Source organism: Skermanella rosea (genome assembly GCF_016806835.2).
Classification (GTDB): Bacteria; Pseudomonadota; Alphaproteobacteria; order Azospirillales; family Azospirillaceae; genus Skermanella; species Skermanella rosea.
This window is the reverse complement of the sequence record NZ_CP086111.1, coordinates 2,171,350-2,186,515: the sequence shown is the minus strand read 5'-3', so window position 1 is coordinate 2,186,515 and position 15,166 is coordinate 2,171,350. Positions and strand designations below refer to the sequence as shown.

12 protein-coding genes, 1 tRNA gene and 1 pseudogene are annotated in these 15,166 nt (G+C 63.8%); 4 read left to right on the top strand and 10 right to left on the bottom strand.

Features of this window, described 5'->3' with window-relative positions:
• Nucleotides 1–5: 5 nt before the first annotated feature.
• Both JL101_RS09990 and JL101_RS09985 read right to left on the bottom strand, forming a co-directional pair.
• Nucleotides 6–848, bottom strand: coding sequence for a hypothetical protein (locus tag JL101_RS09990; RefSeq protein ID WP_203104252.1), 843 nt, complete (start codon nucleotides 846–848; stop codon nucleotides 6–8).
• 671 nt (nucleotides 849–1,519) lie between these two features.
• Nucleotides 1,520–1,897 (bottom strand): transposase, encoded by a 378-nt coding sequence (locus JL101_RS09985; protein ID WP_203104254.1) that lies wholly within the window; start codon nucleotides 1,895–1,897, stop codon nucleotides 1,520–1,522.
• Nucleotides 1,898–1,989: 92 nt separating this feature from the next.
• On the opposite strand from JL101_RS09985, the gene JL101_RS09980 reads away from it, so the two are divergent.
• Complete coding sequence (locus JL101_RS09980) at nucleotides 1,990–3,210, top strand: IS256 family transposase (protein ID WP_203104651.1); 1,221 nt, start codon at nucleotides 1,990–1,992, stop codon at nucleotides 3,208–3,210.
• Here the strand turns inward: JL101_RS09980 and JL101_RS09975 are convergent, their stop codons facing one another.
• Nucleotides 3,211–3,438 (bottom strand): transposase, encoded by a 228-nt coding sequence (locus tag JL101_RS09975; protein ID WP_407697420.1) that lies wholly within the window; start codon nucleotides 3,436–3,438, stop codon nucleotides 3,211–3,213.
• A 184-nt stretch (nucleotides 3,439–3,622) separates the two neighbouring features.
• Here JL101_RS09975 and JL101_RS09970 point away from each other — a divergent pair, with 184 nt between their 5' ends.
• Nucleotides 3,623–3,793, top strand: a complete 171-nt coding sequence (locus JL101_RS09970) for a hypothetical protein (RefSeq protein ID WP_203102596.1) — start codon at nucleotides 3,623–3,625, stop codon at nucleotides 3,791–3,793.
• 605 nt (nucleotides 3,794–4,398) lie between these two features.
• Nucleotides 4,399–5,244: a hypothetical protein gene (locus JL101_RS09965; protein ID WP_203102594.1), complete on the top strand. Its 846-nt coding sequence runs from the start codon at nucleotides 4,399–4,401 to the stop codon at nucleotides 5,242–5,244.
• Between the two features lie 102 nt (nucleotides 5,245–5,346).
• Here JL101_RS09965 and JL101_RS09960 read toward each other — a convergent pair.
• The 7 genes and pseudogenes from JL101_RS09960 to JL101_RS09930 form a co-directional block, all read right to left on the bottom strand.
• Nucleotides 5,347–6,481, bottom strand: a pseudogene (locus JL101_RS09960) (IS3 family transposase).
• A 345-nt stretch (nucleotides 6,482–6,826) separates the two neighbouring features.
• A tRNA-Glu gene (locus JL101_RS09955) sits at nucleotides 6,827–6,902 on the bottom strand.
• A 108-nt stretch (nucleotides 6,903–7,010) separates the two neighbouring features.
• Nucleotides 7,011–8,798: a single-stranded-DNA-specific exonuclease RecJ gene (recJ, locus tag JL101_RS09950; protein ID WP_203102592.1), complete on the bottom strand. Its 1,788-nt coding sequence runs from the start codon at nucleotides 8,796–8,798 to the stop codon at nucleotides 7,011–7,013.
• A complete protein-coding gene (glpX, locus tag JL101_RS09945; RefSeq protein WP_203102607.1) occupies nucleotides 8,795–9,763 on the bottom strand; it encodes a class II fructose-bisphosphatase in 969 nt (322 codons plus the stop codon). The genes recJ and glpX overlap by 4 nt, the downstream gene beginning before the upstream one ends.
• Before the next feature lie 117 nt (nucleotides 9,764–9,880).
• Nucleotides 9,881–11,173 carry a homoserine dehydrogenase gene (locus JL101_RS09940; RefSeq protein ID WP_203102585.1) on the bottom strand — a complete coding sequence of 431 codons (1,293 nt, stop codon included), beginning with the start codon at nucleotides 11,171–11,173 and terminating at the stop codon, nucleotides 9,881–9,883.
• Nucleotides 11,170–12,420 (bottom strand): LL-diaminopimelate aminotransferase, encoded by a 1,251-nt coding sequence (locus JL101_RS09935; RefSeq protein WP_203102584.1) that lies wholly within the window; start codon nucleotides 12,418–12,420, stop codon nucleotides 11,170–11,172. Before JL101_RS09935 ends, JL101_RS09940 begins: the two co-directional genes overlap by 4 nt.
• A 196-nt stretch (nucleotides 12,421–12,616) precedes the next feature.
• A complete protein-coding gene (locus tag JL101_RS09930) occupies nucleotides 12,617–13,069 on the bottom strand; it encodes a hypothetical protein (RefSeq protein WP_203102582.1) in 453 nt (150 codons plus the stop codon).
• Nucleotides 13,070–13,330: 261 nt separating this feature from the next.
• Here JL101_RS09930 and JL101_RS09925 point away from each other — a divergent pair, with 261 nt between their 5' ends.
• The gene (locus JL101_RS09925) at nucleotides 13,331–15,145 is read left to right on the top strand and encodes a PHA/PHB synthase family protein (protein ID WP_203102580.1); all 1,815 of its coding nucleotides are present in this window, start codon (nucleotides 13,331–13,333) and stop codon (nucleotides 15,143–15,145) included.
• Nucleotides 15,146–15,166 lie beyond the last annotated feature (21 nt).

The following is a 15,166-nucleotide window of genomic DNA, read 5'->3' as shown; positions in this document are numbered from 1 at the left end:
GGCCGTTATCCCCCCAGCAGGTCGATGAACACGAAGTTCTTCGCCTGCTCATAAAGCGACCACGGAATGCGCCGCGGGTACCAGTCGTCGGGACGGGTGGCGCAGACAGGGTTGACCTTGACGCCGTAGCTCAATCCGGAACCGGTGACGATCTTGCCTCCCTGGATCTGCAGATCGGCGTTCACCAAGGCCTTCGGCGCCTCGACGACCGCCTCCGCCAGCTTCGACGTCATCTCCGACATCTCGGGCACGCTGACCTCGGTCCGGATGTCGCCTCCGGTGCGAGTCTTCAGGTTGTACTGGACGCTCGCGATCAGGACCGACTGCCCCTGGCAGACGAATTCGTTCTCGCTGAGCAGGCGGTCCACCCAGGCCTTGCAGCCCGGCTCGGCGGTCAGCTTGACGAAAATCTCCTCGTTCTTGTCGAGCGGAATCTCCAGCATGGCCACGTCGGATAACTTGTAAGTGACCGTCTCGACGACGTTTCGGCCCAGCTTGGCGTTCAGGAAATCGGCGACTTGCCCACCTGCCTTGTATTCACCTTGCTGGAGTTCGTGGGCGATCATTTCCTCGCTGGGCGATCGGACGAGGACTTTGCTGACGTCGGTTTCATCCGCCCGGCAGATGGTCCTGTAGAATCGTCCGTCCCGAGTGACATGATACACCGAGCCGGGTCCCACCAGCGTCGTCGGCGGAACGACGGGGTAGAAGCCCAGTTCCTGGATGGACTCCCGCATCGCGTTGGCCGGCCGGGTTTGCGCCGAAGCGAAGAAGAACCCGACCGTCGGAACGCCAATCGCGAGGCCGGCGGCCACCAGTTTCAACAGGGTCGATCGCGTCATCGCCATGGTGGAACCAGCCCCGTCACTGGCCACAGCAATAGTTCCCGCAGGGCCGATAGCCCTTGGGACAGGCATGTGCGCTTTCAGACGCAATGCTCATGGCGAGAGTCAAAAGGACGAAAAGAGAAAACAAGCGCATGGCAGCCTCCATGAACACTGTCGTTTCAATCAGTGTAACGGAAGCACCATTCAGGGATATTCTATCTTTGGATCACCGTACGGTCGTGCAGCCACCGCGGTGCGGGCATTGACCCTTAGGCTGTCCTGAAGCCTGCCATCTCTTGTAAAGATCACGGCGCGCTCGGCAGGCGGCGTCTACTGCGTCGCGGGGGAAGTCCGGAGGATTGTCCCGGCCATTCGATCCGCCGGCCGATCGGCGACGCTGCCTGGGCAAGCCACGCTTTTCCGCGATCGTAACCACTACTTTGAGTGGCGTCCCCTACGGGATTAGAACCCGTGTCGCAGCCGCGATAGGGTCGCGAAAAAGTCCAAAACAGTACAAACCGGATACGTTTATCTCCTTTGGAAACAGCGGATTGATCATTTCCAACCAAAGCCGATCGCCGCGACCACAAACCCCATAGCCGGCAGAATACCCAACAAAAACAAACTTTTCGGGAATGAGTTCAGGAATGAGAAGGTGTTGAGGTGAAGGTTTGCTAAATCATGGCCGAAAATTACGTTGTCAGTTCCAGGTGTTTTTCCAGCCGTATGTTCAGGATGCGGCTCAAGGCCATGTAGAAGAACATCTCGCCGGTTTCCGGTAGTCGTTCATAGTCCTTGGCCAGACGGTAGTTGCGGCAGAACCAGGTCAGCGATCTTTCAACGACCCATCGCCACCGGCGCGGTAAGACATGGAAGGCGGCGGGAATGGTCGGGGGCTCCTGACCGGGGGCACACCAGAACCCCCGGACACCGGTCCACCAATGCCTGGCAATCGTCAGGGTCCATCCAAGGTTTTCCTGGATCCAGCTATTCAGGCCTTGATAGCTGCTGTCGGCCCAGAACAGCACGATGGTGGGGAGCAGGACGTGCAGGCGGGTGAGCAGAAGCATGTCGCCCGACTCGTCATGGATATCGACCGGGTGGAGAGAGTGTCAGGAATTTCGTGTGAGGGCGGGCATACTGGGAGAAAAGGAGATCCCGCATGGCTCGTCGCAAACCACCCGTCATCCCTGACGCCCTGCTCGACCAACTTCTTGCCGGGTCCGACGCGAAGAGCGCGTTCGATCCGAACGGCCTTCTGGACGGCCTGAAGAAGGCACTTGCCGAGCGGGCGCTGAATGCCGAGATGGACCATCATCTCGCCGGCGAGGACGAGGCCGGCAACGGCCGGAACGGCTACGGCCGCAAGACGGTGCTGACCGACACCGGCAAGCTGGAACTGGAGATCCCGCGCGATCGGCGGGCGACCTTCGATCCGCAGCTCATCGCCAAGTACCAGCGGCGCTTTCCGGGCTTCGACGACAAGATCGTATCGATGTATGCCCGCGGCATGAGCGTCCGGGAGATCGTCGGGCACCTGCGCGAACTCTACGGCGTGGAGGTCTCGCCCGACCTGATCAGCGCCGTGACCGACGCCGTGCTGGACGAGATCGCCACCTGGCAGGCCCGGCCGCTGGAGCCGGTCTACCCGCTAGTGTTCTTCGACGCCCTGCGGGTCAAGGTCCGCGACGAGGGACTGGTCCGCAACAAGGCCGTCCACGTGGCCCTCGGTGTGCGGGCCGACGGCACCAAGGAGATCCTCGGCCTGTGGCTGGAGCAGAACGAGGGCGCCAAGTTCTGGCTGCGTGTCCTGAACGAGCTGCGCAACCGCGGCGTGGAGGACATCCTGATCGCCGTGGTCGACGGGCTGAAGGGCTTTCCCGACGCCATCCAGGCGGTGTTCCCGCAGGCCATGGTCCAGACCTGCATCGTGCACCTGCTGCGCAACAGCCTGGAGTTCGTCTCCTGGAAGGACCGCCGGGCCGTCGCAGCCGCCCTGAAGGACATCTACCGGGCGATCGACGCCACGGCCGCCGAGGCCGCGCTGGAAGCCTTCGAGGACAGCGCCTGGGGACGCAAGTATCCGGCCATCGGCCCGTGCTGGCGCCGCGCCTGGAACGAGGTGGTGCCGTTCTACGCCTTCCCGGCCGAGGTCCGGCGCATCCTGTACACCACCAACGCCATCGAATCCTTGAATGCCAAGCTCCGCCGGGCCGTTCGCGCCCGAGGCCACTTCCCGACTGACGATGCCGCCCTGAAGCTGATCTTCCTGGTCTTGCACAGGACCGAGAAACAGTGGACCATGCCGGCACGCGAATGGGCCATGGCAAAGGCTCAGTTCGCCGTCCTCTTCGGTGAGCGCTTCACAAAGGCATTCGCCTGATCATGCGAAACCGCCCGCCCTCACACGAAATTCCTGACACTCTCCCGGGTGGATCTTGGCCTTCAGCAAGGTGCCCTCGGTATCGACCAGCACATGGTGCTTTCGACCGGTCACCTTCTTGCCGCCGCGATAGCCGCGCGGACCACCGGCTTCGATGGTCTTGACCGACTGGCTGTCGATCGCCCCGCGGCAGGTTGGGGTTTGCGTCCCTTGGCGACCCGATGACACTCACGCAGACTTGGTTGACCCGCTCCCAGGTCCCCTTCCGGCGCCAAGTGCGCAGATGATAGTAGACATCCTCCCACGGCGGCAGATCGTGAAGCATCATGCGCTAGGGGATACCGCCCCGCAGAACATAGAAGCACCCATCGACGACCCGCCGTAGACTGTAGTGCCGCTGGCCACGCCGTCCATGGCTGTGCTCAAGCAACAGCCGGATCAGTTCACATTGCTGATCCGTCAGATCCGTTGGGTGGGGTTTGTCCGCCATCGCGCGTCTTCCTGGATCCCGCTGCGCCCCCTTCCAGATCAACAAGCGATCAGCCTCACGCCTCACGCCATCACATCGCTCGAATTTGGCTAGCCTTCACCTCAACACCCTCTTGCACTCTGAATAAAGCAGCCCAGCCGGAATTTAGGTACCTATCGCTGATGTGTCGGTTACGCCAAACGACAAGGCCGGAAGTTACAATGAGCGACAGTGGTTCCAAGATCTGAATAGTTTCATGAGCCAACTATAAATTAGCCCAGAACCACCGAATGTGGCATAACACTTAATGGAATATTGATACCAATGCGAAGTTCATGTAAATGAATGTATCAGACGAGTATGATGCGGCTAAACAAGTTCTGGAGGAGCTCTTCCATGAAGTATGTTCTGTTGGTATCAGCACTAATCCAAATTATACCAGGAGCTTATCCCTCCTATGCTCAGAGTGGATGCAAAACTACTACATACCCTGATGGAACCCAAAGCACAGATTGCCCATCTCAGGCACCACCCGCTCCGCTTCCTTCCTTCCCAAATCAAGCTCCATTCGTGCCGGCGCAGACACCTCCCCCACCGCAAATGAATTTAGTTATGTGTGCAACTCCGTTCGGAACTTGTTATATTCCGTCAACTCCGGTTTCTCCTGGAGTTAGTTGCTATTGCAACTCTTTCAAAGGACCGATATATGGATTTACCCAGTGAAACGCAACCAACTTATTCGCGAAATTGATGCCGGGCAATCAAATTATGTCCTGAAAATTTTATTCTTACTAGTTACAACTCTACTCACAGCAGTACTTTTCGGATTTATAGCCGGCATCTTTTTCTCACATCACAGCTTGACCAACAACCAGACACAAACACCGATTGCCACGTCAGCAGAAAATGATCTTGACAAACTATCGATGAATTCGTGCATGAGCAATTACATGAAGCTAGCTGGTTATCAGACAATGTCGAAAGATATTATATACGAATTCTCTAATCTTTGTATTTCAGTGGTATTTAATGAAAGCGCGCTCAACGATTACAAAATCCGCAAAACGAAATTTGAAAGGCAGTATTATGCCGAAGGCGTTACTCTGTGGATGGTGGTTTCGATAACTATATCGGGTGTCATGCTGGCTGCACTCCAACTAATGGCCTCCTATCGATTAGCATTAAATGGGAAAGATTCATTTTCTCAAGATAGCAACATAGCACTCGAGCAAGGAAAAGTGTCCCTAAAATCTTCAATAACCGGCCTATTCATTCTAATTATATCGTTTGCGTTCTTTTTGGTCTATGTTCTATATATTTACACCATTAGCGATGCGGAACTCGAGAAACCTAAGCTTTCGCCTTCTCAGGTTGTAAGTGCTAGTGTTGGAGCAAACAACCATGTCAGCGAGCGATCAGGAATCCAGCTTCAGGGAGGCGGCTTTGGAGCGCCACCTAATGTGATGCCCAAACAAGAAGGTTCTCAGGCAAGCATTGTAGAAGAGAAAGCAGGCACCGCTTCAGTCAATAACGCCAATCCACCCTTCACAAATCAGCCCAAATGATTGCCCCGGCGCGCTTGCCAGCGCACCTGTTTCCGGAATTAATGAGGTGGCTCCATTTATTTGAACAGCATTTTCAGCGGACAAGTGAAGCGCCTGCGGGGTTCAGGCTGCCGCGACCTGCGGAAGCGGGGTGAAGTAGGCCTGATCGGGTGTTTGCCGGTCAAGGCTCGAATGAGGTCTGCGGGAGTTGTAAAAGCCGAAGTAACTGGCGAGCGATTTCCGCGCCTCGGCTACCGTATCGTAGGCCTTGAGGTATGTTTCCTCATATTTGGCGGAGCGCCAGAGCCGCTCCACAAACACGTTGTCGCGCAATGCCCCCTGCCGTCCATTCTGATGGCGATGGCGTTGTCGGTCAGCAGGCCGGTGAACGCGGCGCTGGTAAACTGGCTGCCCTGATCGTTGTTGAAGATCTCCGGCTTGCCATGGCGGGCCAAAGCTTCCTCGACCGCCTCAACGCAGAACCCGGCCTCCATCGTGATCGAGAACCCCCAGGACAGGACGCGCCTGCTGAACCAGTCGATCACGGCGGCGAGGCAGACGAAGCCACGCGCCATGCGAACGTAGGTCAGGTCCATGGCCCAGACCTGGTTGGCACGGGTGACCGGCAGATTGCGCAGGAGATACGGATAGATCCTGTGGCCCGGTGCTGGCTTCGAACTGTTGGGCTTACGGTAGAGGGCCTGGGTGCTTATCCGCTTCATCAGCGTCGCGACATGCCAGCGGCCGGTCCGAAAGCCCTCGGCGATCAGCAGGTCGCGCAGCATGCGGCTGCCTGCGAAGGGGAAATCAAGATGCAGTTCATCTATCCGGCGAATCAGGGCGAGATCGGCGGCCGAGGCCAGCCTCGACAGGTAGTAAACACTGCCCCGGCTGACGTTGAGCACCTTGGCCTGCCGCGTGATCGGCAGATCATGGGAGCGGTCGATCGTCGCTTTGCGCAAGGCCTGCCCGCTTTGCCGAGCGCGCCGGCCAAAAAATCGTTCTCCAGCGTCAGCTCTCCGATCTTGGCATGTAGCACCGTCAGATCGACCTCCGGACGCTGGCTTTCGCCGCAGCTGTCCGATCCGAACACCCCGGCCGCCCCGTCGAGCAACTGCGCCTTCCACTGGGTGATCTGGTTGGGATGAATGTCGAACTGCCGAGCCAACTCGGCCAGCGTATTCTCGCCCTTGACGGCAGCCAAAGCCACCTTCGCCTTGAAAGCCGGTGTGTGGTTCCGGCGGGGTCTTCTCGTCATGCTCTCTCCTGTGCGGCACACATACCGGCCGCCTTCAGGCAGAAACTCCACTTATCCCGCTGTCCAGATTTCCTGAGCCAGCTCTCACTCGATCAGCCGAGGCACTTTCTTCTCCATGATGAGAGAAGGGAAAGACCCTGTCGTGAAGAAGCTGGCCGGCAAGCTGCTCATCAGCCGCGAATCGGCCAAGACGTCGAGAAACAGCCCGGATTGAGAATTGGAGTCCAAACCAATGCAAGCCGATCCAAGGCCGTGCAAAGCACCATTCGCGGGCGGGTTACCGACAAAATACCCGACAAAGCTTGTTCAGAAGAGTGCGCGGCCAGCTAAGTCATCGAAAAGTGCTGGCGTCCCCTACGGGATTCGAACCCGTGTCGCCGCCGTGAAAGGGCGGTGTCCTAGGCCTCTAGACGAAGGGGACGAGGCGCTGAAGTGAGTGGATGGATAGCCGGGCGACGGGGGTAAATCAAGGCGGATTTTGCTGGGGCGGCGAAGTTTCTGTGGGAAATTTCTCCGCCCCGGCAAGGGTTCAGTTCCCTCCCCAGACCGGGGCGGCGTCCTCGATCATCAGCTGGACCTCGTTGCGTCCCTGCCAGTTGTCGGGGCGCAGATGACCGGCGACATGAAGCGGCGCGCCGCCGCTCTTCAGCAGGCCCTTGCCCAGGTCGCTGTCGAGCGCGCGGAACGCGATGGCCTTCAGGCGCTCGCCGCCTCCGCTGGTCAGGATGCAGCGGACATGGTTCTCGCCGACCACGCTGGCATGGGCGATCCGGGCGTCGGCCAGCGCGAAGCGGGGCTCAGAATTGCCGGTGCCGAACGGCCCCAGCTTGGCCAGCGTACCGACCAGGTCGGGCGTGGCGCCCCCCACCGACAGCACGCCGTCCAGCTCCAGGGTCGGGGCCAGCGGTCCGCCCTCCTGCTGGGCGGCGATGCGGTCGGACAGGAATTGCTTCAGCTCCGGCAGCCGCTCGGCAGCCGCGGTGAAGCCCGCCGCCATGCGGTGGCCGCCGCCGGCGATCAGCAGGCCGGCATGGCGCGCGGCGATCACCGCCGCCCCCAGGTCGACCCCGCGGACCGACCGGCCGGACGCCTTTCCGATGCCCTTGTCGAGCGCCACGACGCAGGCCGCGCGGTTGTAGCGCTCCTTCAGGCGGGCGGCGACGATGCCGATCACCCCCGGATGCCAGCCTTCGCCGACCGCGAAGACCAGCCCGCCCAGGTCCTCCAGCGCCGCCTCGACCTGGACCATGGCCTCCTCGACCACCGCCGCCTCGATGGCGCGGCGCTCGGTATTGTGCTGGTCGAGGATGCGCGCCAGGTCGGCGGCCTCGGCCGGATCGTCGGTCGAGAGCAGCCGGGCACCCAGGTCGGACGCGCCGACCCGCCCGCCGGCGTTCACCCGCGGCCCCAGGATATAGCCGGCATGCCAGGCGTCCGGCTTCTCCGCCAGCTTGCACAGGTCGGACAAGGCGGTGATGCCCGGGTTGGACCGCCGCGCCATCACCCTGAGCCCTTGGCTCACCAGGGCGCGGTTGAGGCCGACCAGCGGGACCACGTCGCATACCGTGCCCAGGGCAACGATGTCGAGCCAGCCCAGCAAGTCCGGCTGCGGCCGGCCCGCCGACCACCAGCCGGCATCCCGCAGCACGCGGTTGAGCGCCACGACCAGCAGGAAGGTGACGCCGACCGCCGCAAGGGTCTTGTGCGGCGAGGCGTCATCCACCCGGTTGGGGTTCACCACCGCGACCGCCTGCGGCAGGCGCGGCTCCGCGGCGTGGTGGTCGACCACGACCACGTCGAGCCCCGCGGCGGCGGCGGCGGCCAGCGGATCGAAGGCGGTAACGCCGCAATCGACCGTGACCACCAGGCTGATGCCCTTTTCCTTCAGGCGGATCAGCGCCGGCGCGTTGGGGCCGTAGCCTTCGGCGATCCGGTCCGGAATATAGACGGAGAGGTCCGCCCCCGCCGCGCGGAAGAAACGGCGCAGCAGTGCCGAGGAGGTGGCGCCGTCCACATCATAGTCGCCGAACACCGCCACCCGTTCGCCGGACCGGATCGCGCGCGCGATGCGGTCGGCCGCGGCGTCCATGTCCTTCAGGTGGCTGGGGTCGGGCAGCAACGCCTTGAGCGTCGGCGACAGGAAATTGTCCGCCGTGGGCAGATCGACGCCGCGCGCCGAGAGGACGCGGCCCACCAGTTCCGGCAGGCCGTGGCTCTGGGCGAGCGCCAGGGCGGTCCGCTCGTCGGACGGCCGGGCGATCCAGCGCCGGCCGCCGAGCGAGCGGGTAACGTTCAGGAAGGCGTGTTGCGAACTCACTTATCCGCGGGACCGAAGCCGGTCTTGCGGCGGAAGTTGTGGTGCGCCTCGACGATGCGGACGGTGCCGCTCTTCGAGCGCATGACGATCGAGTGGGTCACGGCCCCGCCGGCGAAACGGCGAACGCCCCGCAGCATGGTGCCGGTGGTGACGCCGGTGGCGGCGAACATCACGTTGCCGCTGGCCAGGTCGTTCAGCTCGTACTTGCGGGTCAGGTCGGTGACGCCCCAGCGCGCCGCCCGGGCCTTCTCGTCGTCGTTGCGGAACAGCAGCCGGCCCTGGAACTGGCCGCCGATGCAGCGCAGGGCCGCCGCCGCCAGGACGCCTTCCGGCGCGCCGCCGCTGCCCATGTACATGTCCACGCCGCTTTCCGGCTGGGAGGTCGCGATCACGCCGGACACGTCGCCGTCGGAGATCAGCATGATTCGGGCGCCGGCCTCGCGGACCTTGGCGATCAGCTCGGAGTGGCGCGGCCGGTCCAGGATGCAGACCAGCAGCTCGGAGACTTCGGCGCCCTTGGCCTTGGCCAGGTTCTTCAGGTTATTGGCGACCGTCTCGTCCAGGTCCACGACATTTTCGGGCAGGTTGCCGCCGACCGCGATCTTGTCCATGTAGACGTCGGGCGCGTTCAGGAAGCCGCCCTCCTCCGCCATCGCGACCACGGCGAGCGCGTTCGGGCCGCCCGTCGCGGTGATGGTGGTGCCCTCCAGCGGGTCGAGGGCGATATCGACCTTCGGGCCGCCGGTGCCGACCTTCTCGCCGATATAGAGCATCGGCGCCTCGTCCCGCTCGCCCTCGCCGATCACGACGGTGCCGTCGATCGCCAGGCTGTTCAGCGCCTGGCGCATCGCATCCACAGCCGCCTGGTCGGCCAGCTTCTCGTCGCCGCGGCCGATCAGCAGCGATGCCGACAGGGCGGCCGCCTCGGTGACGCGTACGACCTCGAGGGCCAGGTTGCGGTCCATCTGACGCGCTGCTTGCTCTACCATCGTTTTCCCCCTGGGGTTCTTCCCCAATTTCCTCAGTCGATTGAATTTCCGCCGGAGCCCTGTTTTCGGGGCCTCCGACCCGTCGGACCTGGCTCAGAACTGCTCGATGCGAATCATCCGCGGCGCTTCCAGCACCGCTTCCAACCGCGACAGCGACTCCAGCGCCCGCTGCATGGACGCCTCGTCGGTATCGTGTGTAGTCAACACGACGGGAACCGCTTCTCCCGGCGCACGGCCGCGCTGCAGGAACGATTCCATGGAAACATTCTCGTCGCGCAACGCCGCCGCCACCTCTGCTATCACGCCGGGGCGGTCGACCACCATGAGGCGCAGGTAGTACGCTCCTCGGCGTTCCTCGGGCGGGGCGGCTCGGACGCTTTCAAGCCGATCGGACGGGACGCCGAACGCCGGGGAGATCCGGCCCCGCGCCACGTCCACGAGGTCGGCGACGACCGCCGACGCTGTCGGGCCGGCGCCAGCACCGCGGCCGACGAAGGTGACCTTCTCGACGAAATCCCCGTCCGCCACCACCGCGTTGAACACGCCGTCGACCGACGCGATCGGCGAATCGACCGGCACCATGGCCGGATGGACCCGCTGCTCGACGTTTCCGTTGTAGCGCCGGGCGATGCCCAGCAGCTTGATCCGGTATCCCAGTTCCCGGGCATAGTCGATGTCCAGCGCGGAGATGTGCCGGATGCCTTCGATATGGACGGATTCGAAATCGACCGCGCAGCCGAACGCGACGGAGGTCAGGATCGCCAGCTTGTGGGCGGCGTCCACGCCGTCGATGTCGAAGCTCGGGTCCGCCTCGGCATAGCCCAGCTTCTGCGCCTCGGCGAGCACGTCGCCGAACTCGCGCCCGGTCTCTCGCATCTCGGTCAGGATGTAGTTGCAGGTGCCGTTCAGGATGCCGTGGACTTCCTTGATCCCGTTGGCCGCCAGCCCCTCGCGGAGTCCCTTGATCACCGGGATGCCGCCGGCCACCGCCGCCTCGAAGGCGAGCGCCACCCCGTTCTCCTCGGCCAGCCGGGCCAGGCCGGTGCCGTGGAGCGCCAGCAGCGCCTTGTTGGCGGTGACCACGTGCTTGCCGCGGGACAGAGCGGTCTCGCACAGTTCGCGGGCGACTCCCTCGGACCCGCCGATCAGTTCGACCACGACGTCGACGTCGGGATCGGCGGCCAGCGCCGTCGCGTCCTCGTACCAGCGGGCGCCGCTGAGGTCCACGCCGCGGTCACGGCCGCGGGTCCGCGCGCTGACCGCGGTGACGATCATGCGCCGGCCGCTCCGCCCGGCCAGCAGGTCGGCATGGCCGTCCAGCAGCTTCAGGACGCCGCCGCCGACGGTCCCGAGGCCGGCGACCCCGATCTTCAGCGGGGCGATCACGACGCGGCCCGCTGCTTGGCGCCGGCGGGAACCGGGGGGCGGCGCGCGGTACCCTGCGGCGCGATCCCGGCTTCCTGGAAGAACAGGCGGATGTTGCGGCAGGCCTGCCGGATGCGGTGCTGGTTCTCGACCAGCGCCAGGCGGACATGGCCGTCGCCGTACTCGCCGAAGCCGATGCCGGGCGCCACGGCGACCTTGGCCTCCTGGAGCAGCAGCTTGCTGAACTCCAGGCTGCCCAGGTGGGCGAACTGGGCCGGGATCGGCGCCCAGGCGAACATGCTGGCCGGCGGGCTGGGCACCTGCCACCCCGCCGCCGCCAGCCCCTCGATCAGGACGTCGCGGCGCGCCTTGTAGATCGCCCGAGCCTCGGCGACGCAGTCCTGCGGACCGTTGAGCGCCGCGGCGGCGGCGACCTGGATCGGGGTGAAGGCGCCGTAGTCCAGGTAGGACTTGATGCGCGCCAGGGCGGTGATCAGCTTCTTGTTGCCGGTCGCGAAGCCGATTCGCCAGCCCGGCATGGAATAGGTCTTGCTCATCGACGTGAACTCGACCGCGATCTCCCGCGCTTCCGGGATCTCCAGGATCGACGGCGGCGGCACGTCGTCGAAATAGATCTCGGAATAGGCCAGATCGGACAGGATATAGATGCCGTGCTTCAGGCAGAACTCGACGATCGGCCGGTAGAAGTCGAGATCGACGACCTCGGCCGTCGGGTTCGACGGATAGTTCAGCACGACCGCCAGCGGCTTGGGCACGCTGTGCTTCACCGCGCGCTCCAGCGACTCCATGAAGCTGTAGCCCTGCCCGATCGGCAGGTGGCGGATCGCGGCGCCGGCCAGGATGAAGCCGAAGGGATGGATCGGGTAGCTGGGATTGGGCACCAGCATGATGTCGCCCGGGCTGGTGATCGCCTGCGCCAGGTTGGCCAGCCCTTCCTTGGATCCGATCGTGACGATCGCCTCGCTCTCCGGGTCGAGCGTCACGTTGAAGCGCTTCTTGTAGTAGGAGCAGATCGCCCGCCGCAGGCCGGGGATGCCCCGCGAATTGGAATAGCGGTGGGTCTTCGGGTCTTGGACCGCCTCGATCAGCTTCTCCACGATGTGCGGCGGGGTCGGCAGATCCGGATTGCCCATGCCGAAATCGATGATGTCCTCGCCTGCGGCTCGGGCTCGCGCCTTCATGGCGTTCACTTCCGCGAACACATACGGCGGTAATCTCTTGATCCGGTGGAATTCGCTATCCGTCATGGGTGCCCCGAAAACCTGGAGATACGGGCGCCTGAAAAATGCGCGCCGCCCCATCCGGCCGCGGCATTTCAGCCGGACCGGAGCGGGGAGCCAGTATGTACCGCCCCGACGCTCCGGAATCGAGATTTTTCGGCGGCGGCTTCACCCCAAAAGATACGGGGCGCGTGCCTGCCCCGCCGAAGCCCCGGGCGGAAGCTCACGGGGCCGCGGGCGGGGCCTGCGGGATCTGGATGGCGCTGACCGGCGGCGGAACCTCGCCCCCCATGGGGGGAAGCGTCGGCGGCGCCTGGCGCGCCGGGGCGACCGGCGCCCGAGCATCCAGGTCTGCGCCGGAGGCCAGATCCTCGCCCCTCTCGACCTTCAGCCTGTCCAGCAGGGCCTGTCGCTCCGCCGGCTTGCTGAAGGCGGTCGGCCGCGGCGGCACGCTGGCGAGGTTCGGCCAGGTCTTGTCCTCGTCGGTGGCGCGCCGGATCAGCCCCTGTTCCGCCCCCTCGGGCGGCAGGCCGGCGCCGCCGCCCAGCAGGTCGAGCACGGGACTGTCGGCGCATCCCGCCGTGCCGGCCAGCAGGGCCGCGGCGGCCAGGAGACGCCAGGCGGCCGCCCGGCGCGGGCGGGAATGCGGATGCTGGTTCGGGCTTGGGCCGGTCATTGCGTCGCCATTTTATATTTTCTGTCACCCATTGCCGTCATAGTCTCCCACGGCGGAGGTTTCGGCGCCCCCCGGTGCGTCGTTTGGGCGCGGACGAAATGCGCCGGAACCATACGCCGCAGTATCACGGCGCTGAAAAAATTACGCCGATGTTGTATCAAAGTGCGCGTTCCAGCAAGCCCGGCATTCCGCGTTCGGCATTTCCACAGAGAGCAGCGGCCGACCGCAAGATCATAGTAGAGTCGCAGAGGACCGAAAAACATGGCCGAAACGCATGGAGCCGAAACGCAAGGCTCCGACGTGAAGTTCCCCGATCCCGTCGAACTGAGCCGGGCGATGGCCCGCATCGCCGAGCACAGCCAGCATCTGGTATCCGAGTTCCTGGCCCGGCAGGTTCATGACGGGAACCATGCCCCGTCGACCGATCCGCTGAACATCGGCCATGCCTTCATCGAGATGACCACGCGGTTGATGGCCGACCCGGTCAAGCTGATGCAGGCCCAGATGTCGCTGTGGCAGGACTACATGACCCTGTGGCAGCGCACCACCCAGCGCTTCCTCGGCCAGGAGGCCGATCCGGTCATCCTGCCGGCCAAGGACGACCGCCGGTTCAAGGACAGCGCCTGGGACGAGAACACGCTGTTCGACTTCATCAAGCAGTCCTACCTGCTGACCGCCCGCTTCATGCAGTCGAGCGTCCGCGGCGTCGACGGTCTGGACGACAAGACGGCCATGAAGGTCGATTTCTACACCCGCCAGTTCGTCGACGCGATGGCGCCCAGCAACTTCGTCATGACCAACCCGGAGGTGCTTCGCGCCACCATGGAGTCCGGCGGCGAGAACCTGGTCAAGGGCCTGGAGCACCTGCTGGACGACCTAGAGCGCGGCAAGGGCCAGCTCAGCATCCGGATGACCGACTACGACGCCTTCCAGGTCGGCAGGAACATCGCCTCGACCCCGGGCAAGGTCGTCTACCAGAACGACCTGATGCAGCTGATCCAGTACAGCCCGACGACGGAGCAGGTGCTGCGGCGTCCGCTGCTGATCGTGCCGCCGTGGATCAACAAGTACTACATCCTCGACCTGCGGGCGAAGAACTCGTTCATCAAGTGGGCGGTCGACCAGGGGATCACCGTCTTCATGGTGTCCTGGGTCAACCCCGACGAGGAACTGGCCGCCAAGAGCTTCGAGGACTACATGGTCGAGGGGCCGCTGGCAGCACTCGACCAGATCCAGCTCGCGACCGGCGAGGCGGAGGTCAACGCCATCGGATACTGCCTGGGCGGCACCCTGCTCGCGTCAACCCTGGCCTATATGGCGGCGAAGGGCGACGAGCGGATCACCAGTGCCACCTTCTTCACGACCATGACCGACTTCTCCGAGGCCGGCGAGCTGTCCGTGTTCATCGACGAAGAGCAGCTCCAGATGCTCGAGGAGAAGATGAACGAGAAGGGCTACCTGGACGGCAGCACCATGGCGACCAGCTTCAACATGCTGCGCGCCAACGACCTGATCTGGTCGTTCGTGGTCAACAACTACCTGCTGGGCAAGGACCCGTTCCCGTTCGACCTGCTGTACTGGAACTCGGATTCGACCCGCATGCCGGCGCGGATGCACAGCTTCTACCTGCGCAACATGTACCAGAAGAACCTGCTGATCCAGCCGGGCGGCATCAGCCTGAAGGGCGAGCCGATCGACCTGCGGAAGATCAGGACGCCCGTCTTCATGCTGTCGACCCGCGAGGACCATATCGCGCCTTGGAAATCGACCTATGCCGGGACGCAGATCTTCTCCGGCCCGGTCAGGTTCGTCCTGTCGGCGTCGGGCCACATCGCGGGCGTGGTCAACCCGCCAGCGGCGGAGAAATACTGCTACTGGACCAACGCCAAGCTGCCCAAGGCTCCGGACGACTGGCTGGCGACCGCCAAGCAGAACCCGGGTTCCTGGTGGCCGGAATGGCAGCGCTGGCTGTCCAAGCATGGCGGCGGCAAGGTGGAGGCCCGCATCCCCGGGACCGGCGGGCTGCCGGTGATCGAGGATGCGCCGGGTTCCTACGTCGCGGTCAGGATCACCTGAGGAAGGGGCCGGGCGGCGCGG

What these genes read in the sequence shown, in the direction of transcription:
- JL101_RS09970 (WP_203102596.1), top strand. Translation starts at nt 3,623, where the DNA reads ATGGCTGTGCTCAAGCAACAGCCGGATCAGTTCACATTGCTGATCCGT.
- JL101_RS09985 (WP_203104254.1), bottom strand. Translation starts at nt 1,897, where the DNA reads ATGCTTCTGCTCACCCGCCTGCACGTCCTGCTCCCCACCATCGTGCTG.
- JL101_RS09980 (WP_203104651.1), top strand. Translation starts at nt 1,990, where the DNA reads ATGGCTCGTCGCAAACCACCCGTCATCCCTGACGCCCTGCTCGACCAA.
- JL101_RS09930 (WP_203102582.1), bottom strand. Translation starts at nt 13,069, where the DNA reads ATGACCGGCCCAAGCCCGAACCAGCATCCGCATTCCCGCCCGCGCCGG.
- glpX (WP_203102607.1), bottom strand. Translation starts at nt 9,763, where the DNA reads ATGGACCGCAACCTGGCCCTCGAGGTCGTACGCGTCACCGAGGCGGCC.
- JL101_RS09990 (WP_203104252.1), bottom strand. Translation starts at nt 848, where the DNA reads ATGGCGATGACGCGATCGACCCTGTTGAAACTGGTGGCCGCCGGCCTC.
- JL101_RS09925 (WP_203102580.1), top strand. Translation starts at nt 13,331, where the DNA reads ATGGCCGAAACGCATGGAGCCGAAACGCAAGGCTCCGACGTGAAGTTC.
- JL101_RS09935 (WP_203102584.1), bottom strand. Translation starts at nt 12,420, where the DNA reads ATGACGGATAGCGAATTCCACCGGATCAAGAGATTACCGCCGTATGTG.